This window comes from Xanthobacter sp. (genome assembly GCF_041911315.1).
GTDB lineage: Bacteria > Pseudomonadota > Alphaproteobacteria > Rhizobiales > Xanthobacteraceae > Xanthobacter > Xanthobacter aminoxidans.
In genome coordinates this window covers 1-26,197 of record NZ_JAYRPE010000083.1, presented here as the reverse complement: position 1 = coordinate 26,197, position 26,197 = coordinate 1, and the positions used below count along the sequence as shown (strand labels likewise).

Below are 26,197 nucleotides of genomic sequence, written 5' to 3'. Positions count from 1 at the left end.
ATTTTTCCTTCTCGTTGATGACTGAATCCCACCGGATGCTTGCAGGTTACAAGCCATTTTTTGGCACCAATGAATGAGCTAAGCTCATCGGTCGCTTCGACAGCCTGCTTTTGCTGCAGAGGTGAACTCTGTTTTCACATCGAGGTTGGGTGCCCGATTATCGAATTGGCTTTCCGATAACGCGAGGCGATAATTGTGCAATTGATGATATTTATATAATTACAAAATATTCTATGCGCGAGACGAAACATCAAAATTTAATATGTTTGGTGTATATAATTGTAATTAATAATGCATTCGTGGTCGGTGTCTGTGCGCTCTATCTACTGGCGGAAGATGGTGGATAGACAGATCGAGCACCTCAGGGCATCTGGCTGCCAGAACGTCTTTTCTGAGGCGGCAAGCGGCGCCAAAGTTGCGACGTTGCATCACCTCGCTGAAGGCCGGATATGTGCTCATTGTCGTGCGGCTCGACCGCCTTGCGCGCTCCACGCGCGATCTGCTCAATGTGCTGGCCGAGTTGAGTGAGCGAGGCGTCGTCTCAGGTCACTTTCCGATGCATGGGCTGTCAATCGGCGTGGAACCTGCCCCCTATTGGAGTGGGCCCTTTGAACTGGACAGTGGTCAAGCTTCGGTTTGGACCGTCTGCCGGGCGTGATGATCCTCGAACTGGCGCGGGCTGAGATAGCCGAGCGCCGAGTGACGCCCCTTGGTGTTGTAGACGTCGTCGATGAATGTCGGAAGGCTCTCGGCGACGTCGGCGAATGTCTCCTAGGCTATCTGGTATTCCTGCATCCGGTCCGCAGCCTCGGCGTCCTCATCGAAGGCGCCGGTCTCGTGCTTCTGCACCCACAAACGGATCAGGTCGCACGACAGGTCGTGCCGCTTAGCAAGGCCATGCAGCGTCTCGCCGGAGATGAACTCCTGCGCGATCTGACGTTTGAACGCGATGCTGTGAGATCAATGCGTGTCATGGGCTCTCATCCTCTGAAAGCCCGGCCCACGGTCAATTCCTAAAGTTCAATCCGTCTACCGGAAGGGCCCACTCCAGGTCAAGCTGGACCCCGCGGTGAAATGCGGGCTGAAGGCGTGCAGCACGCCGACACGGACGTCCGGCTCATCCTCCATGACCTGGTAGGCGTCGGCGAGGGCAGTCACCATAATGCCTGAGAAGCCGTTGAGCTTCCGCGGCCGGTCGACCCCGATCAGCATCAGCGCGCCGCGCCTTTCGGTCCTGATCGTACCTTCGCCACTCTCGTCATTCATGCGGTGGGTTCCTGGTCGGCGTGCATGCGATGTTTCATGGCGATTCCCGTTCCGCGTTGCTCCTGGCAACGGATTTGCCGGCGACTGCGAAGTCGCCGTCGGACATGTCCTCAACCCTGATGCGGACCTGCTCCGGCCGGCAGTCCAGTGTCGCGCACAGCGCTTCTGTCACGCGTGCGAACATTGCGTCCTTCTGCTCCTGCGTACGCCCTTCCATGAGAGCCACAGTAACGATGGGCATGATCTTTCCATTCGCTGGCGATACAGCTCACCGCCGCGGGCGCGGGGTGGCAAGGTGAGACCTGGTCCGGGCGCCAGACCAGTCATGGGTCAGTGCCCGGAGCGCGTCCCGCACCGTATCGGGCCTGAGGCTCGGCAGATCGCGGCGATGAGTTCGTCTCGAGGCAAACGGCCGAGGGGACGATCGCAGAGAGGCGCATCGAGATCGTCCGGTTCTAGCCCGACATGTGCGCGGAATTTCGCCTCGATGATGTCCTCCCAGCCCGGATCGCCGGCATCGCCGTCGGCGGTGACCGGGTCGGAGTTGAAGAGTTCGCCGCTATCGGTTTCGATGGAGACATCGGACACGCGCTTTGCCGGATAGAGAGCGTCGTATTCGGCCAGGATGGAGACCTCGATCCTGCCCATGAGTGCCGCCGCATCAGGATCGGAGAGGCCGTCGATGACGTCCTGTACGTCGAAGCGACCATGCACGAGGGCGTAGGCCACGGGCCATGGCAGGCCGTACTGCGCCTCCTCCGTCACGGTGGGGATGAGGCGCGGCAGATTTGCTGAGTTGGCGAAGGTACGGATGGCAACGCGCGCGATGCGGTGGTGATCGAGCGCGTGCCGGCCGCGCAGGTCGAGTGCCGCCTTGATCGCCGGCTGCGAGAGCCGGATCACCGGGAATGGCTTGACGTAGCCGTCGAGGCATCGCCAGGTCCGGCCGATATCTTCGAAAGGGTCCGCATCGAAGAATTCGGAATCATGCGCGGTGAAGCCCGCCTCGGCGAGTTCCGCCGCCGTCGCGCCAAGGAACGCGCCCCAGCCGATGGCGTCCTTCGTCATCGCCGGCTGCGAGAGCGAGGGCAGAAGCGGCGCATGCGGCGCGTGGAACTCGGCGAAACCGATCGCGTGCCGGATAACATTGTCCGACAGGCGCCGCAGATGGCAGATGGCGGCGGCGGATGCCATCGGGCCCCAGGCGCCCGCCGCGCGATAAACTGGGCTGCGGGCGTGCAAATCCATCGCCGCGCGCACCGCGAGCTCATAGCCGAAAACGACTGAAGCCAGGAACTCGCTGAGCGTTGCGTCGGCCTCCTCCGCCGCAGCGAGCACCGCGGGAATAATGTTCGCGCCCGGATGGCCCTTGGCGAGGACATGGCCGTCATTGAGGCTCAGCGCATCCGAGAGCATGCCGTTGGCCAGCGCCGCGCCTGACACCGTCGAGCGCGCGCCCGAGGCGAGGATGGTCGCGCCACCCGATCTGAAATTGCGCTCCACATGTGCCGCGGTGATCGCTGCCGAAGCCACGCCTGCACCCGGCAGAGAGGCGGCGACGAGATCCCGCACGAGCCAGACGGCACGGCGCTGGACCGCAGGTGGCAGGTCCGCCCAGACGAGGCGCGGGATAGGCTTGGGCATTGTGTCCATCGCTCCGTTGGGCACGGCGCCGGCAGACAGGATCACTACGGCCTTGCCCCCAGTCACGATTGCAGGGCCTCGGCGAAGGAGCGGATCTCGTGCGCCAGCAGTTCGGGTTGCTCCAGCGCCGCGAAATGCCCACCCCGGGGCATTGAGTTCCACTGACGGATGTCGGCGAACATCGCGTCGGCGAGCGTGCGGGGCGGCCGTACCATCTCGTGGGGAAATTGCGCATAGCCCATGGGTACGGCGATGCGGGTACCGCGCGGTATCGGCCAGTCCCGGTGCATGCGCGCGTAGTAAGGATGGAAGGCGGAGCTGATCGCGCCGGTGAACCAGTAGAAGGCAATGTTCGCCAGCAGTCTGTCGCGCGGGATGGCGTTCTCGATCGTTCCGTGGCAATCCGACCAGGAGCGGAATTTTTCGACCTGCCAGGCGGCGAGGCCGGCCGGAGAATCCGTCATGGCGAAGGCGAGGGTTTGCGGCTTCGTGCCCTGGATCCACTGATAGCCGGTCTCTTCCCGCAGCCAGACGCGCAGCCGGTCAAAATGGGCAATTTCCTCCGGCGAAGCGTCTGGGGATGGGCCGCCATCGCGTGGCAGCGGCAGCAGGTTGAGGTGCAGGCCGACGATCCGGTCGGGATGGGCGTGGGCCATTCGGGCAGCGACGAAGGCGCCCCAGTCTCCGCCTTGGACCAGGAAGCGCTCGTGACCGAAGGCGCCCATGAGATCGACGAGCCTGTCGGCCATTTCCTCGACGCCGAAACGCGCCTGACCGGGTTCGAAGGAAAGGCCGTAGCCCGGCAGCGAGGGAGCAACGACGGTGAAGGAGAGCCGTGGGTCGAGCCCGAAGCGCTCCGGATCGGTCAGGCGCGGGATCAGCTCCAGGAATTCGAAGACCGATCCCGGCCAGCCATGGCAGAGCAGCAGTGGAACGGGATCGGGGCCACGCCCCTCGACACGCAGGCAATGCAGATCGACGTCCGGGAGACGCAGCCGGAATTGCGCGAAGCCGTTCAGCAGGCTTTCCTGCGCGCGCCAGTCGAATTGGTCCCGCCAATAGGCAAGAAGGTCGGCCAGATAATCGTTGTCGGTTCCAAGCTCCCACGCGGCGCAGGGGGGGCGATCCGGCAGCCGCGTGCGGGCAAGCCGCTCGCGCAGATCGGCGATGGCCACGTCGGGGACGTGATAGGTGAAGGGGCGGGGTTCCGTCATGGCGCCGACGCGGCTCAGCCCGCCGCCAGCCGCTCGATCCGCCGCATGGCGGCAGCGATCCCGGCTTGGTCGAGCTCGATGGCCAAATTGGCAATGTGCGGGGCGGTCATGGTGCGGCGCGCGATCTCGTCGATCTCCTCATTCGTGACGTTCTTCATGCCGAGATCGGCCAGCCGCACCGGCAGGCCGATCTCGCGATTGAAGCCCATGAGATCGAGGACCTCCGCATCGGGGCGGTTTTCCGCGGCGAGTTGCACGAGAGTGCCGTAGGCGACCTGCTCTCCGTGGGGAGCCTTCATGGCGTCGCGCGCCTTGACCAGGCCGCGCGTCATCGAATGGGCGAGCGACAGCCCGCCGTTCTCGAAACCGAGTCCGCTCATCAGGATGCAGGCCTCCACGGTCGCCTCGACATCGTCGGTCACCTCCCGGCGCTCGACCGCGGCGAGCGCTGCGGCCGCATGGGCACGCAGGGTTCGATAGCCAGCGTCCGCGATCACCATGCCGGTCCGCAGCGGACGGGTGCCGAAGGGCGTCTTGCCCCGCCCCGCCCAGCAGCCGTCCGCCTCGAACTTCTTGGTCAGCGCGTCGCCGATGCCCCAGCGCAGGAATTTCGCGGGCGCGTTGGCGATCAGTCGGGTGTCGACCAGCACGGTGTGCGGGTTGCCGATCATGCGATCGGTCGCGATCATCGTATGGCTGTCGTCGTAGACGGCATAGGTCGCGCTGGTCGGCGCGTCGTTGGAGGCGATGGTCGGCACGGTCACGGTCGGCACGCCAAGGCGCTCGCCGACGCCCTTGCCGACGTCCAGCCCCTTGCCACCGCCGGCGGCGATGACGAGGGCGGGCGAGACGGGACGCGCGCGCTCCGTCAAAGCCTCGATCCGGGCATAGGTGATCTCGCCGGAGAAGGGCAGGACGAGGGCCGCGACACCCGCCTCCCTCAGGCTACGCTCGATCGGCGCGCCGACCAGATCTCTTACGCCGTCGTCGACGATCACGCAGGCGCTTGCGCCGATTGTCTTGGCGATCCGGCCGATGTCCGCGAGCACGCCCGGCCCCTGGATATAGCGCCCCGGCGATCCGAATATCCTCATGATGATCGTTCCGTGGTTCAGCCGATGGCGCCGGTCAGCTCGCCTGTATAGGCGTCGCTCGGGGCACCCCAGGCGCAGTAGCCGCCGTCGACAGGGATGATGACGGTGGTGATGAAGCGGGCGCGGTCGGAGCAGAGGAAGATCATCGCTTCGGCGATGTCTTCGGGCCGCCCGAGCTTGCCCATCGGTGTGCGCCGCCGGACGCGATCGGAGTCGATCTTGCCCTCGCGGATCAGCTCCTCCGTCATCGGCGTCAGGATGTAGCCCGGCGCGATCGCATTGACGCGGACGTTGTGGGGGCCCCATTCGCAGCCGAGCACGCGCGTCAGCATGCTGATGCCGGCCTTCGCGGCACTGTAGGCCGTGCGCACCGGCAGGCCGAGCACGCCGGCGATCGACGACAGGTTGACGATTGAGCCGCTGCCCTGCGCGATCATGTGCGGCGCGACCTTCTTGGAAACCAGGTAGGTCCCGGTGAGATGGATGTCGATCAGCCGCTGCCAGTGCTCCAGCGGCTGGTCGACCGTCGGCACGAAGCTGTCGGGCACGCCGGCATTGTTGATGAGGATGTCGATCCGGCCATAGCGATCAAGAGTCGCCCGGACCATGGCGTCGACATCGGCTTCCCGCGAGACATCGCCGCCGATGGAGGCATGTCCCCCTCCCAGCGCAGACGCGGCGTTGCGCGCAACCTCCTCGCGGAGGTCGTTGATCATGATGCACGCGCCCTCTCGCGCGAAGGCCTGCGCTGTCGCGAGACCGAGCCCCGAGCCGGCACCGGTGATCAGAGCGACCTTGTTCTCGAGTTGCATCGGCACCTACCTCCCCTCGACAATCGCCTGGACCAAGCGCGGCAGGTCGATGCCGTATTTGTGCTCAAGCCAGGCTTGCGCGCCGCATTCGAAGAAGCTGTCAGCAAGCGCGACCTTGACCATTGGTTTCATCAGGCCGGCCTCGTAGAGCGCCTCCACCACCAGCGTGCAGAGACCGCCCGAGATCTTGTGGTTCTCGGTGACGACCAGCCTGTCAAAGCGCTTGGCGAAAGCGATGACACCGTCCTTGTCGAAGGGCTTGAGGGTGGAGACATGGAGGACGGCGGCACTCACGCCGTGTTCGGCCGCGACCTTGGCCGCGTCGCGCGCCCGGGCCGACATGAAGCCCGTCCCGATCACGCCGACACTCTGGCCCTCGTGGATCACCTGCGCCTTGCCGGGAATGAAGCGATAATCCGCGCCGAGTTCCACCGGCACCTTGCCGCGCAGGTTGCGGACATACACGGTGCCGGGAATGTCGGCGACGGCCCGGACGACCTGCTTGAGTTCGGTCGCGTCGCACGGGTCGATCACGGTCAGGTCCGCGATGCCCCGCATCATCGAGATGTCCTCGGTCGCCTGATGGGTGGCGCCGTAGCCGTTCATGAAGCCAGGCATGCCGGCGAAGATCTTGACCTCCGCCAAGGCGTGCGCACAAGCGATGGCCACGAAGTCATAGGCGCGCCGCGTGATGAAGGCCGAATAGCTGGTGCAGTATGAGATCTTGCCCGCCTTCGCGAGGCCGGCTGCGGTCATGATCAGGGACTGCTCGGCGACGCCGACGTTGAAGAAGCGCTCGGGATGCGCGTCGCGGAACGGCAGGATGTCGCTGTAGCGTCCCATGTCGGCGGTCAATCCGACGATTTCGGTGCGTTCCTTCCCGAGCTGCGCGAGCTCCGTGCCGAAGGGGGCGAACTCGAAGGGCTTCGCACCGGTGTCGACGATCTCGCCCATGCCGAGCGTGCGCCCGGAAACTTGCTCAGCCATGATAGTGAGCCTCCATCTCGGCGGTGAGGTCATCCCATTCGTCGTTGCCGACGCGGACGAAATGCGCCCGCTCGCGCTTCTCCAGTGTCGGAATGCCCTTGCCCGGAACGGTCCGCATGACGATCGCCTTGGGAGCGCCGTCCGGCTCTCGGGAGGCGGCGAGCGCCGCCGTCAATGCGGCCAGATCGTTGCCGTCAACCTCGCGCGTGTCCCAGCCGAAGCTGCGCCATTTCTCCGCGACCGGCTCGATCGCGACGTGGACCGCGCCGTCGGCCTGGATGCCGTTGCAGTCGATGAGCGCGACGAGATTGTCGAGCTTGAAGGTCGTCGCCGACATGGCCGCCTCCCACGTCGAGCCTTCCTGGAGCTCCCCGTCCGAGAGCTCGCTGAAGACGCGGGCGCCGTTGCGGTCCAGCCGGGCCGCCAGCGCCATGCCGACCGATTGCCCCAGTCCCTGCCCCAGCGAGCCGCCGCAAACCTCGATGCCCGGCACGTTCTCGAAGGTACTCATCGGCAGGCGCGAGCCGTTCAAGCCGTAGGTCGGCAGTTCCTCAACCTGCAACATGCCCGCCTCGGCGAGGCAGGCGTAGAAGGCGATCGAGTAGTGCCCCGTGGAGAGCACGAACCGGTCGCGACCCAGCCAGTGCGGATCGGCGGGGTCGTAGCGAAGCTCGTGGAAATACATCGCCGAGAGAAAGTCGGCGATCGCCAGGCCCTGGGCGATGTAGCCCTCGCCTTTGCCGCTCGCCATCCGCATCATCAGGCGGCGCATATTGTGGGCCCGCTCCGCCAAGGCCTTCAGGTCGGGCTCCGTCGGAGGATGGTTTGTGTGCGTCATGGCAGGAGGGTCCGCGATCGTGACGGTGAAGGAGGAGGTGCTGATGGCCGTGCCATCTCAGATGCCCAGATAGGTCGAGCGCAGATGCTCGTTCTCGAGCAGTTCGCGACCCGTGCCGGAGAGCATGACCTTGCCGCGCTCCAGCACGTAGCCGCGGTCCGCCATCGACAGCACTTGAAAGACGTTCTGCTCGATGATGAGGATCGAGATGTCGAGCTTCCGGACCTCGCCGATCGCCTCGAACAGCCGGTCCACCATCAAGGGCGCGAGGCCAAGCGAGGGTTCGTCGAGCGCCAGCACCTTCGGTCGGGCCATCAGCGCGCGCCCGACGGCCAGCATCTGCTGCTGGCCGCCCGACAGCGTCGAGGCCAGCTTGTGCCGGCGTTCCGCCAGGATGGGGAAAAGCTGGTAGACCTCCTCCATCGTCGTCTTCATGCGCGGGTAGGCGCGGTCATTATGGGCACCGACCATCAGGTTCTCCTCGATGGTCATGCCCGTGAAAAGCTGCTTGCCCTCCGGGGACTGGACGAAGCCGGCGGCCGTGATCCTGTGCGCCGGCAGCTTGTCGATGCGCTCGCCATAAAGCGTAACCGTTCCCGCCGTCGCGCGGACGAGGCCGGATACCGTGCGCAGCAGCGTCGTCTTGCCGACGCCGTTGGCACCGATCAGGGCGACGATCTCGCCAGGCATCAGCGCGAGCGACACGCCGTCCAGAACCTGGACGTCGCCATAGCCCGAGCGGAGTTCATCGAGTTCAAGCGCGGGCTGCATATCCCTCACCGAAATAGGCTTTGAGGACCTCGGGCTGCCGGACGACGTCCTTGGGCTTCCCGTTGGCGATGAGCCGGCCCGACTCCATCACGATGACGCGTTCCGAGAGCGCCATGATCACTTTCATCACATGCTCGACGATCAGGATCGTCACGCCCCGGTCGCGAATCCGGCGGACCAGCTCGACCATCTCCTGCGCTTCCGAAGGGGTGGCGCCTGCCACGACCTCGTCCATGAGCAGCAGCTTCGGTTCGGTTGAGAGGGCTCGGCCGAGTTCAAGCTTACGCCGATCGAAGGCCGTCAGGTGCTGAACCTCCGTCGCAGCCTGGTGCCCCATCCCGAGAAAGTCCGCGATCTCCAGCGCTTTTGCCCGGATCTCGTCGATCTCGCTTCTGCGGACGAAACCGCCGACCATCAAGTTCTCGGCGACGGTCAGGTCGCTGAAGGGCTTCGACAGCTGAAAGGTGCGCGCGATGCCGATCCGGCAGATGTCCCAGGGCTTGCGCCCGGCGATGTCGCGCCCCTCGAACAGGATGCGGCCCTGATCGGTGCGGAAATAGCCGGCGATCATGTTGAAGGCGGTCGTCTTCCCGGCACCGTTGGGGCCGAGCAGCGCCAGGATCTCGCCCCGGCGCAGGTCGAAAGAAAGATCATGGACGGCCTGCAATCCGCCGAAGCGCTTGGAGATGCCGCGCACCTGGAGCAGGGGCGTGCCGTCGCCACTCATGCCGACCTCCCGTTCTTCGACAGGCGCGACAGGATGCTCCTGAGAGGGTCGATCAGACCCTTCGGCAGGTAGAGTACGGCCAGGATCAGGATGATCCCGTAGATCACGATGTGCAGGCCGGGCAGCACGCCACCGAGATGACCGCGCGTGATCTCCGCGATCGGCGTGAGCAGCACCGCGCCAAGCAGCGGGCCGAAGACCGTGCCTTGGCCGCCGATGATGCTCATCAGTGCCAAGTCTATGGAGAATTCGACCCCGATCAGACGATCCGCGTTCACGTAGCGAAAGAACTGGGCGTAGAAGCCGCCGCCCACTCCAGTCATGAACGCGCTGATGGCCAGCGCGACGAGCTGATAGCGTGCCGGGCTGATGCCGAGCGCTTCCGCCGCATCGCGATCACCGCGGATCGCCTTGAGATAGAAGCCGAGCTTGGACCGTTCCAGCCGCCAGGTGGCGAGCAGGGCCAACACCAACATGACGAGGATGACATAGTAATAGGGCGTCTTGCCGTTGAACTGGAAGGCCACCCAGCTTTCTCCGACGAGCGGCACCGTGATGCCGGCCGCGCCGTTGAGCGGAATGCCGAGAAAGGTGTCGGTGTTCTCGACCCAGATCCGGATCATCTCGGCGAAGGCGATCGTGGTGAGGGCGAAGTACGGCCCCTTCAGCCGGAAGGTGGGGTAGCCCACAACGACCGACAGCATGGCCGCGAGGACGCCTCCCACCAGCATCCCGAGCCAGGGCGAAATGCCCAGGCGGGAGAAGATCAGCACCGTGGCATAGCCGCCAACGCCGGCGAACATCGCATGGCCGATCGAAAGCTGCCCGACATAGCCGCAGACGAAGTTCCAGGATGTCGCCATGTAGGCGAAGAGGAGAACGACGATGCAGGAATGGACGAAGTACGGATCGGGCATTGCGATCGGCAGAGCAAGCGCGACCACCCCTGCCGCGACCACGAGCAGAGTTGCCATGCGGCCATATCCCGACTTCGTCGCCAGCTGTGGGGCGGCCATGTTTTTATTGGTCCTGAGCGCCATCACAATTTCCCCATGAGGCCACCGGGACGCACCAGCAGGATCAGGATGAAGAGACCAAGCGAGAGAATCGCGGCCGAGGTCGCGGGCACGAACTGAGAGGCGATGGCCTCGAACACGCCGATGACGAGACCACCCAGGATCGAACCCGGTATCGAGCCGATGCCGCCGAGCACCACGACGATGAAGGAGCGGATGCCGAAGGATAGGCCGACATTGGGCGTGATCGGGATGAAGGTCGCGAGCAGCGAGCCGAAGAGCCCGAGCAGCGCCGTGCCGACGCCGAAAGTCACCGCATAGATCATCGGCACGTCGATGCCGGAGAGCGCGGCGGCGTCACGGTTCTGTGCCGTCGCCCGGATGGCGCGGCCCATGCGGGTCTGGCGCAGCCAGACCACCAATCCGATCGCGGCCAGGATGGCGGCCGAAAAACCGATGAAACGCTGCATGTTGACCGGAATCGGCCCCAGCATGATCGGCGGCATGTCCAGGCTGGTCGAGGCCGAGCGGACATCGGGTCCGAATGCCATCAGCGCGAGGTTATCGATAACGAGATAGACGCCGGCGGTTAGCAGCAGCGCCGACAGCGGCTCGACGACCAGCGCGCTCTCGCGCCAAATCAGCGGCGCGATGATGACACGCTGGATGAAATAGCCCATGCAGAAGAGCAGTGGCACGGTGAATATCACGCTGGCATAGGGGTCGATGCCCGCTAGTGCTTGCAGCCAGTAGGCAGTATAGAGGCCGACCATCAGCAGCGATCCGTGCGCGAAGTTGACCACGCGCAGGACGCCGAAGATCAGGCTCAGGCCGAGAGCGACGCCTCCGTAGATGCCGCCAATCAGCAAACCGTTGACCACGGCGAAGCCTAGAATGAGTGGATCCATGAAATCGTCGGTTGCCTCTCGCTTTCCCGACAGCGCAGGAAAGCTGTCCTGCTCCAGCAGGAGGTTGAGGGTGACGACGGAGCGCAGTTGCGCTGCCGTCGTCGCGTGACGCGGCTGACCAGGTGGGGGCCTGGATCGGCTGCTCCGCTCAGGATCGCGCCCCGAAGGCAGGCACCGGCCAGATCGGCTTGATGTCCTTCGCCCGGCTCTCTGCCGGCCATACGGTGCGGCGCTGGCCGTCGAGATTCTGTGAGATGGCGCCGTGCGCGAAGGTATTCTGGCCGTGCTCGTCGAACTTGATGCGTTGGTAGCCGACATAGAGGGCTGGGCCCGAGGTGATGTCGGTCTTGGCGAGTGCGTCGCGCAGCTTGTCGCGATCGCTCGACGCGGCACGCTCCAGCGCATCCTTCAGCACGTACATCGTCGTGAATCCCTGCGCGCCATAGGCGCTCATGTTGTATCCGAGTAATTCGCGGAATTTCTTCTCGAGATCGTCGTATTCGGGGTAGCGCACGCCCTGCAGGGCGTCGACCTGCCGGTCCTCCTGCACGAAATAGTAGGCGACGGCCCTGGGCGAGATCGCCTTATAGAAGGCTGGATCTTCGGTGCCACCGCCGACCGAATGGACGCCGTAAGGCAAATCCAGTCGCTGCTCCATCATCTGGCGCGAGAGCAGCAGCTGGTCCGGGGTGTAGAACGCGACGATGAGGGCGTCGGGCTTGGCGGCGCGAATCTTGAGGAGCTGGGAGGAAAAATCGACCTGGTTCGGCGGGGCGGCCTCGTCGAGCACCACGTCGTAGCCCCGCTCCTTGGCGAGCTTTCGGACATTGGCGGCGTGCGAGCGGCCCCAATCGGAGCCTTCGTAGAACATCGCGAGCGTCTTCGGCCCCTTGCCCGTCTCCTTCTTGAAGAAATCCATGGCGTCGAGCTGCTCGCGGGCGTCGTAGATTGCCTTGTTGTTGAGGCGGAACACGTATTCGAAGCCGCGCTCGGTGATCTCATCCTTGACGGCGCCCATGGTGAGCCAGGGCGTCTTGTAGCGCTGCGCCACTTCGCTGGCCGGGAAAGTGACGGCGCTGTTGAAGGCACCAGCCACGGCGGCGACGTTCTCGCGCTGAATCAGCCGCTCGGTTTCCGAGACGCCGATATCGGGCTTCGACTGGGAATCGCCGAAGACCAGCCTGATCCGGGCTCCGCCGAGCGATTTGATGCCGCCTGCGGCATTGATCTGGTCCGTGGCGATCTGGGCCCCGACGCGCGTCTGCTGGCCGACCGAGGCCGAAACGCCCGTCAGAGGCAGAATCCAGCCGATCACGACCTCAGCCGGCTGCGCGAAAGCCTTCGAACCGAGCGTCATCGTCGCTGCTATGCCGAGCACGCCGCGCCGCGAGATCGAATGTGTCATCGTCTCCTCCCTGAGGTGAGCGTTTCCCGAGGGCTCTGTCGGCCCTTTGAGTGCTTCAGGTTCACCTGCTTCATCATGAGCGGCAAGGGGGACGCTGGCCCGCTGCGAAGACCATTCGGGCCTATGGGGCCGTCGCGGCGAGACGCTGGCGCAACTCCTTCTTCAGGACCTTGCCCATCGGGTTCTTCGGCAGTTCATCAATGACGAGCCAGCGGCGCGGCCGGGCATAGTCGGCGAGGCTGCGCGCGCAGAAGGCCGACAGGTCCTCGACATCGAGCGTCGCGCCGTCGCGTGCGACTACACAGGCCGCGACATCCTCCCCAAGCGCGGGATGCGGTATCGCCACCACCGCCGCTTCGCGGATGGCTGGATGGCGGTAGAGCACCTCTTCGACCGCGACGGAGGCGACCTTGAGTCCCCCGCGATTGATCACGTCCTTGCTACGGTCGGTGAAGAAGAGGAAGCCGTCTTCGTCGAGATGGCCGACGTCCCCGGTGCGGATGCCACCGGCGACGAAAGCTTCGGTGCTGGCTTCGGGCAGGCGATAATAGCCACGGGCCACGCCGGGTCCCTTGATCAGGATCTCGCCGGTCGTCCCGGCCGCCACGGGATTCGCCTGATCATCGACGACCTGGATCTCGCAATAGGGCATCGCCTCGCCGATCGAGCCGAGCTTGCGCCAGAGGTCGGCGGGTCTCAGGCGGGTTCCGGCCGGACCACTTTCCGTCATGCCGTAGATCTGAACCTGCTCGGTGTGCGGCCATTGCTGGTCGATCCGGCGGATCACGTCGGGCGGCATAGCCGAGCCGCCATACCCGATCCGCCTCAGCCGCGAGACGTCGCTCGGCTGCTGCGCATACTCCTCCATCAGGAAATGCACGACGGACGGAACGCCGTGATAAAATGTCGTGCCCTCGCTCGCGATCAGCCTGAGGCGGCCGCCATTGTCGAGTGGTTCCTCGAAGACCAGGCAGGCGCCGTAAACCCAGCACGACATTGCTCCCAGATTGAGCGCGGAGCTGGTGAAGAAGGGCCAGCCTCCCTGATAGAGATCATCGGCGCGAAGCTCCAGCGCCGCGCCGCAGCTAAGGCCGGCGCCGATCATCGTGCGCTGGCTGTGCATCACCGCCTTGGAGCGCGCGGTGGTGCCGGAGGTGAACAGCAGGCAGCCGAGGTCATCGGGATCTGCGTCCTCCGGCGGAGCGGGCGGCCACGCGCCGGTGGTTGGCTCGGGCCAGGGCTGCGCCTGCTCCGGAGCACCCGCCAGATCGCCACAGACCAGCAGCCGCGCGGCGGGACAAAGGCCCGAAATTCTGTGTGCGCTGCGGGCCGTCGTGACGATGGCGGCAGGCTCGACGAGTTCCAGGGCGTGCGTCAGCTCTTCATCGGCGGAGCGCGTGTTCAGCGGAACGACGGCGGCTCCCAGCCGGAGCGCGCCCAGAGCCGTGAGCATGCACTCGCGACCGGCCTCGTTGCCGAGGAACACGCCGATCCGGTCGTTCCGGCCGAGGCCGAGCGCGTGCAGGCCGCTCGCCACCGCCTCCATGCGCGCCACGAGCTGCGCATAGGTCAGCCGGTCGCGGTAGCCGGTGATCGAGCGCGCGGAAAGTGACAGCGCATTCGGCCTCGCTTTCGCCCGCTCGCCGAGCAGCCGGGGGATCGTAAGGGCAAGGGCGGTGGATAGATCTGGCATGGGAGAACCGTGGCGTCGTTGCCATCGAGCTTGCCGTTTCGACCGGGCGCGTCAAAAGGCGGCTGGTCTCGCGCGCGGACCAATCACCCGATTGCCGAAGCGCTTCCGTGCGGCGAGCTTCGCGTCATCAGCAAATCCGCCGCGGGAGCGACCGAATTGAAAGCCACGGAAATCCGCATCGAGGCCTATGGCGATCCACGACAGCTCGCGCCGGCAGCGGTGAGCCTGCCTAATCCGCAGAGGGGGCAAGTGCTCGTGCGCCAGACGGCTATCGGCGTGAACTTCATCGACTGCTACCATCGGCGCGGCGTGTTTCCGCTGCCAGCCCTGCCCGGAGCCATCGGCGTGGAGGCGGTGGGCGTCGTCGTGGCAACGGGACCGGAGGTCGCGGGCATTTCCGTGGGAGACCGCGTCGGCTATGCCGGCCCCCCCATCGGCTCCTATGCCAGCGCGCGCCTCCTCCCGGCCCGCAGCCTCGCGCGGCTGCCCGACGATATCGACGATCGCACCGCCGCGGCGCTGATGCTCAAGGGCATGACCGCGCACATGATCTTCACGCGTGTCCGCCCGCTGCGGTCCGGCGATAGCGTCCTCGTTCATGCCGCGGCAGGCGGGCTCGGCATCCTTCTCGCCCAGTGGGCCAGAGCTAAAGGCGCACGGGTCATCGGCACGGTCAGCACCGAAGCCAAGGCAGAGATCGCGCGCGCGGCCGGCTGCGATGAGGTGATTTTCTACAAGCGACAGGACTTCGTCGAGGAGACCCGCCGCCTGACCGGCGGCCAGGGCGTCGACATCGTTTGCGAGGGGATCGGCGGCGCGACGCTCGAGCGTTCGCTCGACTGCCTGAAGCCGTTCGGCACTGCCATCAATCTGGGGCAGATCGGCGAGCCGCTCTCCGCCGTGAACCTGGCCAGCCTCGGCCCACAGAGGTCGCTTTCTGTTGCCGTTCCGGGCGTCTTCGCGCATCTGCGCACGCTTGCCGACTTGCAGGCGGGGGTCGACGAGATGCTCGCACTGGTAAGAAGCGGAGTGCTCACCCCGCGGATCGGCCTTGAGCTGCCGCTCAACGATGCGAATGAAGCGCACCGCGCGCTCGAGGCCGGCGAAACGACGGGCGCCATCGTATTGGTACCGGCAGCGGAGTTCGGTGCATGAAGCAGACCCTGCAGGAAGAGCCCATGCTCGCCAGCCGCCGCTTCTTCAGGCACTGGCAAGGCACGACCGTCCGCCACTGCGATCTCGATCCGAACGACCACGTCACCAATTCGGTGTTCGGCGCCTGGTTCGACGACGGTCGCTACGGTCTGTTGAAGCAGTACCTTCGGCCGATCGTCGCTCAATCGGACGTCTTCGCGCTCGTGTCCGTCACCATCGACTTCTCGCGAGAGATCGCCTTCGGCGAGTTGCCGGAGGTTGGAACTGCGATCCTCGAGGTCGGCCGCAGTTCGATCATCATGGGGCAAGGGCTCTTCATCGCTGGAGCCTGCGCGGCAAGTTGCCGTTCCGTGACGGTGATGATGGACGGCGTGAGTCGCAGGCCACGCCCGCTGAACGAGGCAGAACGGGACATTCTGATGTCGTTTGCCGGCCTGCGCGAGAACGCGGCGGCCGATTGGTCTTGAGGGAAGCCGGGGGAGAACTTGCCGCACGCCTGTCATCCTGACGAAAACAGGCGGGCCAGCAACGGATCAAGACTTTGGATGCTTTCCTGACACCTGAAGAACGCAGCTTCCGCCGCGAGATCCGCGACGCCGTCGCTGCCATGCTTCCGCCCGAACTCGCGCAAAAGACCCGCGAGGGCATCCATCATTCGCGGCAGGACATGTCGCAGTGGAATGCGTTGCTCGACGCGCGCGGATGGGGTGCCCACCATTGGCCTCAAGACTATGGCGGGCCGGGCTGGACACCCGTGCAGCGCTTCATCTTCGAGGCGGAATGCGCCGCCGCCGACGCGCCGCCGACCAGCGTCTTCGGAGTCTATCTGGTCGGCCCGACCATCTACAGTTTCGGCTCCGAGGAGCAGAAGCGGCGCTATCTGCCCGGTATCCGCTCGGGCGCCGAGTTCTGGTGCCAGGGCTATTCCGAACCTGAGGCGGGATCCGATCTCGCGGCCGTGCGCACGACCGCGCGGAAGGTCGAGGGCGGCTGGCGCATTGCGGGTCAGAAGGCCTGGACGACGGAGGCGCATTTCGCCGACCTGATGATTTGCCTCGCCCGCACCAACACGGCGGTGAAGTCGCAGGCGGGTCTTTCTCTCTTCGTGCTCGACATGCAGGCGCCGGGCGTAACGATCACCCCCGTTATCACGATCGACGGCGCGCACAGCGTGAACTCGGTATTTCTCGACGATGTGTTCGTGCCCGACGAGGCGCTGATCGGAGAGGTCGACAAGGGTTGGACTTACGCCAAGTTCCTGTTGAACCACGAACGCACCAACAACGCGCAGGTGCATCGGTCTCGGCGGGAATTCGAACGGCTGAAGGCCGCTGCCGCGCTCTGCATCGGCGAGAGCGGCCGGCCGACGCTCGACGAGCCGGGCCTGCGCCGCCGCTTCGCGATCGTCGAGCAGAAGCTTGGGGGGCTTGAGGTCACGGTGCTGCGCGTCCTCATCGATCAGACCCAGGGGCGGGAACCCGGTCCCGAGGCCTCGATCGTCAAGATCATCGGCTCGCAGCTCCAGCAGGCGATCACCGAACTCGCCATGGATGTGTTCGGCGCGGCCGCGGTCGTCGCCCCCGAGGCCGGCGGCGGAGAAACGGCCGGATGGACGGAGCGCCACCTCTTCCGACGGGTCGTGACGATCTATGCCGGCGCGAACGAGATCCAGAAAACGATCGTCGCGCGTTCAACACTGGGGCTGCGATGATGCGCCGATCTGCCGAACAGCTCGACGACGACCGCATGCTGCGCGAGAGCGCACGGAATTTCCTCGAGGCCCGTTGCGCCTGGATGCCGGAACCGCGAAGCGCCGCGATGTTCGCCGACTGGCATCGCGAGATCGCCGAGCTCGGCTGGTTCGCCGCAGGGCTACCGGAAGAGCTCGGTGGTCTCGGGGCGGACTCGTTCCAGGGGCTGTCGCTGATCGAGGAGGCCGGACGCGTGCTGCTGCCGCTCCCCCTCGCGACCGACATCCTGATCATGCCCTGGCTGATGCGGAGGCTGCCGAAAGCGCTGGCGTCGCTGGCTGAACCGCTGGCGGCGGGCCGCGCAAGGTTCGGGATCGTCCGCGAAGACGTTCGCTCTGGTGGATTGCGCCATATGGGCGGGAAACTGTCGGGGCGGGGACATCTCTCGCTCGATGCTGCCGCTGCGACGCACTGGGTCGTCCTGGCCGGGATGAGGTCCGTTGGAGACGCGGCCTTGCTTTGTGTCGAGGCCGCCGGAGCGGGGTTCGAACCGGTCAGGCTCCTCGACGGGCGCAGCGGCGCTCTGCCGCGTTTCTCGGGCTCCGAAGCCGCCGTTGTGTTGGCGACTGGCGACGAGGCGATCGAACTGGCCGCGGAGATCGAGGACCGGGCCGTCGCGGCCCTTCTGGCTGATGCCTACGGCGCGCTCGCGGCCGGGCTGGCTCTCACCGTCGACTATCTCAACCAGCGCAAGCAGTTCGGCCAGAGCCTAGGCTCGTTCCAGGCCGTGCAGCATCTCATGGCCGATGCCTTCTGCGATCTGGAGACCCTGCGCTCGCTCGCGCTGTGGACGGCGACGGCCCTGACGGGCGAGCCGACCGAGCGCACCCGCGCGGCAGCGTCCGCGAAGATCGCACTCGGACGCGAGGGGCTCGCGGCCGCCTCGCGGCTCATCCAGGTCTCCGGTGGGATCGCTATGACCGAGGACTACAGGATCGGCCACATCTACAAGCGCCTGCAGGTTTCAGCCGCCCTGCATGGCGGCACCGAAAGTCACATCGACAAGCTGGCGGCGCTTTCGCTGCCGCCGACAGGGAGGAACGAGGGATGAAACGTCCGCCGATCGAGGAGCGTTACGAAAATCTTGTGATCACACGCGAAGGGCGCCTGCTTACGATCACGATGAACCGGCCGGACGCCCTGAACGCCGCAGACGAGCTTCTGCACGAGGAACTCGCCGACGTCTTCTACGACGTGGCGAATGACGAGGGATCGGACGTTGTCGTCCTCACCGGCGCTGGGCGTGCCTTCTCGGCCGGCGGCGACATCGACTGGATGCAGTCGGCGATCGACCGGCCCCACACCTTTGAGAAGACCATCCGCGAAGCCAAGCGCATCGTCTTCTCCATGCTCGATCTCGAAAAGCCGCTGATCGCGAAGGTGAACGGGCACGCCACGGGGCTGGGCTCGACGCTCGCGCTTGTCTGCGACGTGATCTTCGCCGCCGAGAATGCGAAGATCGGTGATCCGCACGTCTCGATTGGGCTCGTCGCAGGCGACGGCGGCGCGGCCATCTGGCCGCAGCTTATTGGCTATGCGCGCGCCAAGGAATATCTGCTGAGCGGCGACCTGATGCCGGCGACGAAGGCCGCGGAAATCGGACTTATCAACCACGCCGTACCGGCCGAGGAACTCGACGCGGCGGTTGCATCCTATGTGGGCAAGCTGCTCGGCGGCGCGACCAAGGCGATCCGCTGGAGCAAGGTTGCAACCAATCTGGAGCTGAAGCGCATCTTCCACGCAATCATGGACACCAGCGTCGCCTATGAGGCCATGTCCAACCTGACGTCGGACCACCAGGAGGCGGTCAACGCCTTCAGGGCCAAGCGCAAGCCGAACTTCACCGGCGGCTGAACCCTAGCGTCACCGAACCGGGGCCGACAAGGCACGTTGGAAGTCCGCCCAGCGTCGGCTCCGTGGTCGGAAGTCAGCCGATTTCCTCATACCGGTTGCTGAAAGCGCCGACATGCTCTGACATGGCGCGCGCAGCCGCGGCGACATCGCCCGCGGTGATCGCGGTGACGATTTTCGTGTGATGGTTGAGCAACATGGCGTCGCAGGCGGGGCCGAAATCCGCGACGCCCAGCGAGACGTCGAAATAGGCCATCATCAGGTCGCGCAAGATCTCCGTGACGTAGAGATGTACGGCCGATCCAGCCGCGCGCGTGATCGTGAGATGGAGGCGCATATCGAGGTCGATCCGCCGCCTGGGGGTCAGATGCGAGCGGCCCATCTCAGAGAGTATCCGTCGCATATCTTCCAGATCGGCCTCGGTGGCGCGCGCCGCCGCCCGGGAGGCCGCCCAGACTTCGAGGTAGCCGCGAAGCCGCGCCATGGTCCGCAAGTGGTCGAGATCGGCCGCCGCATAGGTTGCGAGCTCGGACTTCATGTCCATCACCCGTGAGCCCGTGCGCTCGTCTGAAGCGACAACACCTTCTTCCCTCAGCGCGGCGAGAGCCTTTCGGATCGATGTGCGGCTTACGCCGAAGAGCTGGGCGAGCCGCCGCTCGCTGATGAGATGGCCTCCCTCGCTGGCTCGGCCCGTCGCGATCATGCCGACGATCTCGCGCGCGATGCGGCGCTTCAGTTCCTCATGGCCGGCTACTGCGAAGCCGCGCAGGATCGTATCCTGGTGCGTGGGGTGGTCGGCATCGACGGCGGAGCCGTGACCGACGCCTGCGATCGCGGCGGACAGGGCCGCTTTCGCAACCTCCATATCGGCATGGCAAATGCCGGCCGAGAGCGCGTGCCGGCGCGACAGCACGAAATCGCTCAAGCCGCCCCGTGCCATCCGGTGCGAATGGTCGAACAGGCAGTGCATGCCGCGGCGGAGCTGTTCCGTGACGAGGCGGTAGACCGGATTGCCGGTTGCGTTCGCGATGAGGACGCGCAGTTGCGTTTCCTGCTCGGCCACGTCCTGCGCATGGGCGGGGGGCGGAAGCGCCATAATGGCGGCCGACACCTCGTTAAGGGTTTCCGGTCCTGATCGCGTCAGCAGACGCTCGATGAGGCAGCGGTCGAGAAACCCGATAAGACCGCGCAGGTCCTCGAGGTTCTCTGCGTTCGCCTTGATCAGCGCGTCAAGCTTGGCGTTCTGGTTCATCGGCACCACTCGCGTGCCGGACCCCTGGACGGCTTCGATGTAACCTTCGGACTTGAGCCGGGCGAGGGCTGTCCGGACGCAGACCCTGCTTGCCGGAACGGCCATTGCGATCCGGCGCTCGGCCGGCAACCTCGCGCCGGGGGGCAGGTTGCCGGACGCGATCATCCCCAGCACGGCGACGGCGAGACGGTCCGACAGGGCAGGATTGGTCTGCATGTGAAGATCGATGGCTGACAGCTTGCCGAAGTCGTCGATCATCATCGGACAAGCCGTATCCCCCCGCAGGAGGGACAATCCGATTTCCAGTCCACCGGCCATGCAGCGTTCCTCCGGTCTCGCCTCTATTTCCGGGCGTTGACCTTGTTGGGGAGTGTACCGCCTTCGGCTGCGCGTTCAATGGAAGATGCGGGATGACGTTGCGGCCTTGCAAACTTGCGAGGATTGAACAGGCCTGCAAGACATCAATCGGACGTCTGGCGGCTTTTCGCCTGGCGCCCGAAGCGGCTCCCGCCGGCACCGGGGCGTGGTCTCAGTCCGCTCCCGAAACACGCCTCACGTGCCGCGAGAAGAACGGGCCGCCCTTGGGCGGCGTTTTTCTTGCTTTGGCGGCACGGCGTCCTGAATGGAGACTGTGAATCACATTCGCAGCGAAATTAATAGGTCCTGAGTCTAGAATCCTAGACGCCTTCTTCCCTGAATGTGAGGCAAGGAGGCCCCGATGATGGCCGCGGCCATGCGTTCGTTGACGCCGTGCGCAGGGAGAGGAAGACGTCCATTCCCGGCGGCCTGAAATTGAAGCTGGGCCGCTGAATTCATATGCCAAGATAGGCATGGCGAACGTGATCGCTCTCTCGCAACTCGTCCGCTGTCCCTGACAATACGATTGCGCCATTCTCGATAACATAAGCGCGCGAAACCAGGCCCAGGGCGACGGGCACGTCCTGCTCCACCAGAAGCAGGGTCAGTCCCGATCGAACAAGGCCCCGCAGGACCTCGTAGAGTTCACGGACGACCATCGGTGCCAGCCCCAGGGAGGGTTCGTCCAGCATCACCAGTCGCGGCTTCGACATGAGGGCGCGGCCGATGGCGACCATCTGCTGCTGTCCACCCGAGAGTGTTCCGGCCGGGGCATCGCGCTTTGTCACCAGCATGGGAAAGATCTGCCAGATCTCTTCCAGCGCGGCCTCCCGCGCGGCCTTGCCGGGCAGGGGGGTGCCTCCGACCAACAGGTTCTCGCGGACCGTGAGGGAGGGAAAGATGTGACGGGCTTCCGGGACCTGCACGAGGCCCGCATGGGGAATGCGGTGCGCGGGCATCGCGACAAGATCCCGGCCATCAAACGATATCGCCCCCGCCGTGGGTGCGATCAGACCGGAAATCGTGCGCAGGAGGGTTGATTTGCCGGCGCCGTTCGGGCCGAGGATCGCGACCGCCTCGCCGGCTGCGACCTCAAGGGAGACGTCGCTGAGCACCTGGAGCGTTCCATAGCCGGAGCGAACACCTTCGACGGAGAGCAGCGTCATCGGGCCTTGACCTTATCAAGCGGGGGAGAAGCCGGCTCCTCGGCCGGACTGCCAAGGTAGGCTTCCACGACGCGGGGATTGCGGGCCACGTCGCTCGGCACCCCTTCGGCTATGAGCTCTCCCGCATCCAGCACGATGATCCGGTCCGACAGGGCCATCACCGCGCGGATGTGATGCTCGATGAAAATGACCGTCACGCCCAAGTCCCGGATGCTGCGGATCAGCTCGATGGCGTCGTTGATCTCGCGCGGGGTCAGCCCGGCCATGATCTCGTCGAGGAGGATGAGGCGGGGGCAGGTGGCGAGCGCGCGCGCGATCTCGAGGCGACGCTGCACCGCGAGCGTGACATCCGCGCTCGCCATGTCGCGATACTGGTCGAGGCGCGTCAGCGACAGGACGGAGCCCGCGATGGCCGCTGCATTCGCCTCCGACCGTCCGACCAGGGCCGCCGCATAGACCGTTTCGGCAACGGTCAGCGTGGGAAAGGCGCGGGTGATCTGGAACGTGCGCCCGATCCCGGCACGGCAGATTTCATGCGGCGGAAGGCCGGCGATTTCCCGCCCGTCGAAGGTGATGCTGCCGCTCGTGGGCTTGAGGGACCCGGCGAGCAGCGAGAACAGGGTTGTCTTGCCCGCGCCGTTCGGCCCGATGATGCCCAGGATCTCGCCCGTCCGCACCTCGATAGACACGTCCCGCACCGCAAAGACGCCACCGAAATTCTTCGACACGCTGCTTGCCGTCAGGATCACGCGGCCGTCGGCGGCCTTGGTGCGGTTAACGTCAGGAGCGGAACCCGCCGCAGGTGCGAGGTCTGGTACCGAGAGCGCGCCACGCGTCAGGCCGAAGCGTCTGAGGCCGGAGACGAGGCCGCCGGGGAAGCTCAGAATGGCGAGCATCAGCGCGACACCATAGATGAGATGATGCGCGCTCGATCCCCCTGCACTTGCAAGAGCCGTCCGCAGATACTCGCCCGCCGGCACCAGCACCAGCGGGCCAAGCACTGGCCCGAGCAAGCTGCCTGCGCCGCCGACGACAGCGAAGAGAAGAAGATAGATGGTGATCTCGACGCCAAAGACCGATTGGGGATCGATGAACCCAGTGTGCTGGGCACTGAAGGTGCCGGCCATCGCCGCGAAGAAGGCACTGACCGCGAACGTGAACAGCTTGACCGCCATCGTGTTGATGCCGATGGCGCCGGCGGCGGCTTCGCTGTCATGGATGGCACGCCAGTAGAAACCGAGCCGACCCGAATAGAGGATCTGGATGGTGGCCAGGGCGAAGGTCGTCAGGGCGCCGGCAAGGAGGAGATAGCTCACCGGGCTGTTGAAGCGCATGTCCCACACGGACTGCCCCACCGCCGGGGGAAACAGGCCATTGGTTCCGCCCAGCGCCGGGATGCCGCTGACCGCGAAGAGCAGGACGTAGGATGAAGCCAGCGTCAGCAGCGAGAAGACGAGGGGGCTGAGGCCGCGGCGGAATGGCAGATACCCCACGATCATCGAAAACCCGGCCGCGAGCAGGCCTCCGACCAGCATGCCGAGCCAGGGGCTCACGCCATGGGCGGTTGCAAGATACACGGCGGTGTAGGCGCCCAGCCCGAAGAAGGCCGAATGTCCGAACGAGACTTGGCCGAGCAGGCCGCCGACCATGTTCCAGGATGCCGCCAGCAGGATCCAGCCGAGCAGGCCGACCATGATGCCGATCCAGTAGCCGTCCAGGAACAGCGCGGCCGCGGCGATGGCGAGCCACATGGCGACGAGGGCCGCCGCGGTCTGGCTGCGGGTGAAGCGGGAGAGACTGTTCATGCTTCGCTCCCGCGTCCGAACAGGCCACGGGGACGGGCCAGGAGAGCGAGGCCGAACACCAGGTAGATGATGCCGGGCGCCGCGGGATTGTTGAAGAGCGCGCTGGTCACGGCTTCGACGATGCCGATCAGGAGGCCGCCGACGAACGCCCCCCGCAAGTCGCCGAGGCCGCCGAGCACCACGACCATCAGCGACAACAGGCTGTACTGGATGCCGGCCGTCGGCGTGAGCTGTGAGAAGGCCATGAGGCAGCCTGCGGGCACGGCGAGAAGCGCCGTGCACCCGACGAACACCATCATCTGGACCGAGCGGACAGGAATGCCGCAGAGAATGGCCATCGTCGGGTCCTGAGCCACCGCCCTCAGGCGGCGGCCGAATTCCGTGCTGAGGATGAACCAGGTGAGGGCGGCACAAACGACGATCGAGATGAGGAACCCGATCAGCTCCGGCGTCCCGATCACCACGCCCGCAACCCGGAACGCCGCGCCGTCAAGCGACGTGCGCACGTTCAGAAGGTCTGCGCCGAACACCAGAAGCGCGGTGCTCTGGATGGCAAAGGACAGTCCGAGCGTCACCTGCGCCTGCATCAGGGGACCGGCGCCGAGCACCCGCCGGATCAGCACGAAATAAACGGCGATGCCAATCAGGGCGAGAACGGGAGCCACGAGGACGATGGCGGCGTACGGGTTGATCCCGAACGCCTGGTTGAGGACGACGATGCCGTACATGCCGGCCATCAGGAGGTCGCCGTGGGCGAAATTCAGCACTCGCATCACGCCGAAGACGAGCGCCAGCGACATTGCGACGAGTGCATAGATGCCGCCGAGCAGCAGGCCGGAAACGACGGCCTGGAGGAGGGTTGCGAAAGACATGCGCTGGCTTGCTCGGTCAGGGCAACATGACGGGCTTGCCGACGGCAATGCTCGGAGGGAAGACGGTGACCTTGCGCTTGCCGTCGACCCAGGCCGCCACGAGATCCTCGGCGCCGAGGTTCCGGCCGTTCGCCGGATCGAAGCGGATGGAGCGGAAGGACGTCACTGTTTGGTCGCCGGGAATGTCGAGCTTGCGGAAAGCGTCGCGCATCGAGGTGGTGGTCAAGTCCGGGGAGGCCTTGAGAGCCGATTCGAGCGCGGCCTTCAGCGTGAAGATGGCGGCGTAGCAGGTGCCGGCATAGCTCGACGGCTCGGCACCGAACTTCTTCAAGTAGGCCTCGCGGAATGCGGCGGCGCGCTTGATGTCGGGATTGAAGTAGTCGACGTTCGCGACGTGAAGCTGCTCGATGATGGCGGGGTCAACGAGTTCCGGGAGGCGCGGGTCGCCCATGCCGCCGCCGATGCCGAGCACGTAGGGTTTGAAGTCGAGCTGGCGGGCCGCCTTCATCCCGGCCACCACATCCTCGGTATAGCCGATCCAGACGACGAGCTCGGGCGTGCTGTCCTGAACCTTGCGCATCACAGGCAGCAGGTTGCGGTCGGCACGGTTGTAGGTGGTCTCGCTGACGACCTTCACGCCATTGGCATCCATGAGCTTGCGAAGGCGCTCGCCGGTGCCCGCGCCGCGGGGGCTGTCCTCATAGAGCAGGGCGATCCGGCGGTCGGCGAGAGGCTTTGTGCCGGTGGCGGTCTTCATGTAGGCGAATGCGGTGGCCGCCTCGTCGTCGCTGCTCATCTGGTGGGAGAAATACCATTTGTAGCCGCGGGCCAGGATATCGGCCGAGACCGCCGAACCGTTGAGCAGGGGAACCTGCGCGGATTCGGCGTACTGCGCGGCGCCCGACGTGCCCGCGCTGATGTCGCAGGCGAGGACGACCGGTGCCCGCCCCTCGCGCGTCAGCCGCTCCATCTCACGCCGCGCGATCTCGGGCCGGCCCTGCGTGTCCACGATTTCGAGCTGGAGAGGCCGGCCGCCGATGCCGCCTGCCGCATTGATGGTTTCCTGGGCAACCTCCGCGGCCTTCTTGGAATCCTGTCCCAGCACCGCGATCGATCCGGTGAGCGGCGTCATCATCGGCACGCGGATGGCTTCCTGAGCCTGCGTTTCGTGGACGAGGAGCGTCGACGCCGCAAGAGCGAGGCCTGCATAGAGGCAATGGCGCAATCTCATCGTCTTCCCCTGGTTCTGTTTGGCGTTGGTGTCAGTGTTCACGGGAGATGCGTCCTGGGACAAGCCGAGGGGGGGCATCAACACCAGCGTGCGATTTTCCCTTGCGGGGGCGGTGGAGCAGGGCCGAGGCGGCCAACCGCGCGTCTGAGGTGTTCCAGTCCCCGAAGGAGCGGGCTGACCTCCCGCTCCTTCGGCGCCTGCCGAGCGCCGGGCGGAACAAGCTTCCCGCCCGGCGATCTCGGATCCTATCCCTTAACCTTGGCGATTTCCGCCTTGAGTTCAGGGATGACGGTGTTGATATCGCCGACGAGGCCGTAGTCCGCCACCTGGAAGATGGGGGCCTCCTCGTCCTTGTTGACGGCGACGATGACCTTGGAGTCCT

The 26,197-nt window shown here is 65.5% G+C and carries 26 protein-coding genes and 1 pseudogene; 7 read left to right on the top strand and 20 right to left on the bottom strand.

The features are described 5' to 3' along the window. The first annotated feature begins 451 nt into the window (after positions 1-451). Together ACE3QW_RS23540 and ACE3QW_RS23535 are read left to right on the top strand one after the other, a co-directional pair. Positions 452-658 carry a recombinase family protein gene (locus tag ACE3QW_RS23540; protein ID WP_374254534.1) on the top strand — a complete coding sequence of 69 codons (207 nt, stop codon included), beginning with the start codon at positions 452-454 and terminating at the stop codon, positions 656-658. Further along, positions 658-1,017, top strand: a complete 360-nt coding sequence (locus ACE3QW_RS23535) for a hypothetical protein (RefSeq protein WP_374254403.1) — start codon at positions 658-660, stop codon at positions 1,015-1,017. Before ACE3QW_RS23540 ends, ACE3QW_RS23535 begins: the two co-directional genes overlap by 1 nt. Positions 1,018-1,029: 12 nt before the next feature. Here ACE3QW_RS23535 and ACE3QW_RS23530 read toward each other — a convergent pair whose 3' ends face one another. The 14 genes from ACE3QW_RS23530 to ACE3QW_RS23465 form a co-directional block, all read right to left on the bottom strand. Further along, the gene (locus ACE3QW_RS23530) at positions 1,030-1,266 is read right to left on the bottom strand and encodes a hypothetical protein (protein ID WP_374254402.1); all 237 of its coding nucleotides are present in this window, start codon (positions 1,264-1,266) and stop codon (positions 1,030-1,032) included. Between the two features lie 34 nt (positions 1,267-1,300). Then, a complete protein-coding gene (locus ACE3QW_RS23525) occupies positions 1,301-1,507 on the bottom strand; it encodes a 2-hydroxymuconate tautomerase family protein (protein WP_250166957.1) in 207 nt (68 codons plus the stop codon). 89 nt (positions 1,508-1,596) lie between these two features. Then, entirely contained in the window at positions 1,597-2,910 is a 1,314-nt protein-coding gene (locus tag ACE3QW_RS23520; protein WP_374254400.1) for an MmgE/PrpD family protein, read from the bottom strand. A gap of 62 nt (positions 2,911-2,972) precedes the next feature. Then, positions 2,973-4,124, bottom strand: a complete 1,152-nt coding sequence (locus ACE3QW_RS23515) for an epoxide hydrolase family protein (RefSeq protein WP_374254398.1) — start codon at positions 4,122-4,124, stop codon at positions 2,973-2,975. A gap of 14 nt (positions 4,125-4,138) precedes the next feature. After that, on the bottom strand, positions 4,139-5,218 hold the full coding sequence (locus ACE3QW_RS23510; RefSeq protein WP_374254396.1) for a glycerol dehydrogenase: 1,080 nt from the start codon (positions 5,216-5,218) through the stop codon (positions 4,139-4,141). 17 nt (positions 5,219-5,235) lie between these two features. Continuing rightward, entirely contained in the window at positions 5,236-6,030 is a 795-nt protein-coding gene (locus ACE3QW_RS23505) for an SDR family NAD(P)-dependent oxidoreductase (protein ID WP_374254394.1), read from the bottom strand. Positions 6,031-6,036: 6 nt separating this feature from the next. Continuing rightward, the gene (locus tag ACE3QW_RS23500; RefSeq protein ID WP_374254392.1) at positions 6,037-7,017 is read right to left on the bottom strand and encodes a transketolase family protein; all 981 of its coding nucleotides are present in this window, start codon (positions 7,015-7,017) and stop codon (positions 6,037-6,039) included. Further along, positions 7,010-7,789: a transketolase gene (locus ACE3QW_RS23495; RefSeq protein WP_374254390.1), complete on the bottom strand. Its 780-nt coding sequence runs from the start codon at positions 7,787-7,789 to the stop codon at positions 7,010-7,012. The genes ACE3QW_RS23500 and ACE3QW_RS23495 overlap by 8 nt, the downstream gene beginning before the upstream one ends. Positions 7,790-7,912: 123 nt before the next feature. Continuing rightward, complete coding sequence (locus tag ACE3QW_RS23490) at positions 7,913-8,626, bottom strand: ABC transporter ATP-binding protein (protein WP_250166964.1); 714 nt, start codon at positions 8,624-8,626, stop codon at positions 7,913-7,915. Beyond that, complete coding sequence (locus tag ACE3QW_RS23485) at positions 8,610-9,353, bottom strand: ABC transporter ATP-binding protein (protein ID WP_250166965.1); 744 nt, start codon at positions 9,351-9,353, stop codon at positions 8,610-8,612. Before ACE3QW_RS23485 ends, ACE3QW_RS23490 begins: the two co-directional genes overlap by 17 nt. Then, on the bottom strand, positions 9,350-10,393 hold the full coding sequence (locus ACE3QW_RS23480; protein WP_374254387.1) for a branched-chain amino acid ABC transporter permease: 1,044 nt from the start codon (positions 10,391-10,393) through the stop codon (positions 9,350-9,352). Before ACE3QW_RS23480 ends, ACE3QW_RS23485 begins: the two co-directional genes overlap by 4 nt. After that, positions 10,393-11,277, bottom strand: coding sequence for a branched-chain amino acid ABC transporter permease (locus ACE3QW_RS23475; protein ID WP_029557333.1), 885 nt, complete (start codon positions 11,275-11,277; stop codon positions 10,393-10,395). The genes ACE3QW_RS23480 and ACE3QW_RS23475 overlap by 1 nt, the downstream gene beginning before the upstream one ends. 148 nt (positions 11,278-11,425) lie before the next feature. Further along, on the bottom strand, positions 11,426-12,682 hold the full coding sequence (locus ACE3QW_RS23470) for an ABC transporter substrate-binding protein (protein ID WP_374254385.1): 1,257 nt from the start codon (positions 12,680-12,682) through the stop codon (positions 11,426-11,428). Between the two features lie 121 nt (positions 12,683-12,803). After that, positions 12,804-14,375, bottom strand: a complete 1,572-nt coding sequence (locus tag ACE3QW_RS23465) for a class I adenylate-forming enzyme family protein (RefSeq protein WP_374254383.1) — start codon at positions 14,373-14,375, stop codon at positions 12,804-12,806. 9 nt (positions 14,376-14,384) lie between these two features. Between ACE3QW_RS23465 and ACE3QW_RS23460 the strand changes: the two genes are divergently transcribed. The 5 genes from ACE3QW_RS23460 (at position 14,385) to ACE3QW_RS23440 (ending at position 19,135) form a co-directional block, all read left to right on the top strand. After that, positions 14,385-15,530 carry a quinone oxidoreductase gene (locus ACE3QW_RS23460; RefSeq protein WP_374254381.1) on the top strand — a complete coding sequence of 382 codons (1,146 nt, stop codon included), beginning with the start codon at positions 14,385-14,387 and terminating at the stop codon, positions 15,528-15,530. Further along, a complete protein-coding gene (locus ACE3QW_RS23455) occupies positions 15,527-15,997 on the top strand; it encodes an acyl-CoA thioesterase (RefSeq protein ID WP_374254379.1) in 471 nt (156 codons plus the stop codon). Before ACE3QW_RS23460 ends, ACE3QW_RS23455 begins: the two co-directional genes overlap by 4 nt. A gap of 74 nt (positions 15,998-16,071) precedes the next feature. After that, positions 16,072-17,241 (top strand): acyl-CoA dehydrogenase family protein, encoded by a 1,170-nt coding sequence (locus ACE3QW_RS23450; protein ID WP_374254377.1) that lies wholly within the window; start codon positions 16,072-16,074, stop codon positions 17,239-17,241. Next, the gene (locus tag ACE3QW_RS23445) at positions 17,238-18,332 is read left to right on the top strand and encodes an acyl-CoA dehydrogenase family protein (protein ID WP_374254376.1); all 1,095 of its coding nucleotides are present in this window, start codon (positions 17,238-17,240) and stop codon (positions 18,330-18,332) included. Before ACE3QW_RS23450 ends, ACE3QW_RS23445 begins: the two co-directional genes overlap by 4 nt. Continuing rightward, positions 18,329-19,135, top strand: coding sequence for an enoyl-CoA hydratase/isomerase family protein (locus tag ACE3QW_RS23440; RefSeq protein WP_374254374.1), 807 nt, complete (start codon positions 18,329-18,331; stop codon positions 19,133-19,135). The genes ACE3QW_RS23445 and ACE3QW_RS23440 overlap by 4 nt, the downstream gene beginning before the upstream one ends. Positions 19,136-19,208: 73 nt before the next feature. Here ACE3QW_RS23440 and ACE3QW_RS23435 read toward each other — a convergent pair whose 3' ends face one another. The 6 genes and pseudogenes from ACE3QW_RS23435 to ACE3QW_RS23410 form a co-directional block, all read right to left on the bottom strand. Then, a complete protein-coding gene (locus ACE3QW_RS23435; RefSeq protein WP_250166974.1) occupies positions 19,209-20,645 on the bottom strand; it encodes a FadR/GntR family transcriptional regulator in 1,437 nt (478 codons plus the stop codon). Positions 20,646-21,196: 551 nt separating this feature from the next. Then, a complete protein-coding gene (locus tag ACE3QW_RS23430) occupies positions 21,197-21,901 on the bottom strand; it encodes an ABC transporter ATP-binding protein (protein ID WP_374254533.1) in 705 nt (234 codons plus the stop codon). 2 nt (positions 21,902-21,903) lie between these two features. Next, positions 21,904-23,658, bottom strand: coding sequence for an ATP-binding cassette domain-containing protein (locus tag ACE3QW_RS23425; protein ID WP_374254371.1), 1,755 nt, complete (start codon positions 23,656-23,658; stop codon positions 21,904-21,906). Positions 23,659-23,708: 50 nt separating this feature from the next. Beyond that, the gene (locus ACE3QW_RS23420) at positions 23,709-24,584 is read right to left on the bottom strand and encodes a branched-chain amino acid ABC transporter permease (RefSeq protein WP_250166976.1); all 876 of its coding nucleotides are present in this window, start codon (positions 24,582-24,584) and stop codon (positions 23,709-23,711) included. Between the two features lie 16 nt (positions 24,585-24,600). After that, a complete protein-coding gene (locus ACE3QW_RS23415) occupies positions 24,601-25,857 on the bottom strand; it encodes an ABC transporter substrate-binding protein (RefSeq protein ID WP_374254369.1) in 1,257 nt (418 codons plus the stop codon). Between the two features lie 203 nt (positions 25,858-26,060). After that, a pseudogene (locus tag ACE3QW_RS23410) lies at positions 26,061-26,197 on the bottom strand (electron transfer flavoprotein subunit alpha/FixB family protein); the annotation flags it as partial.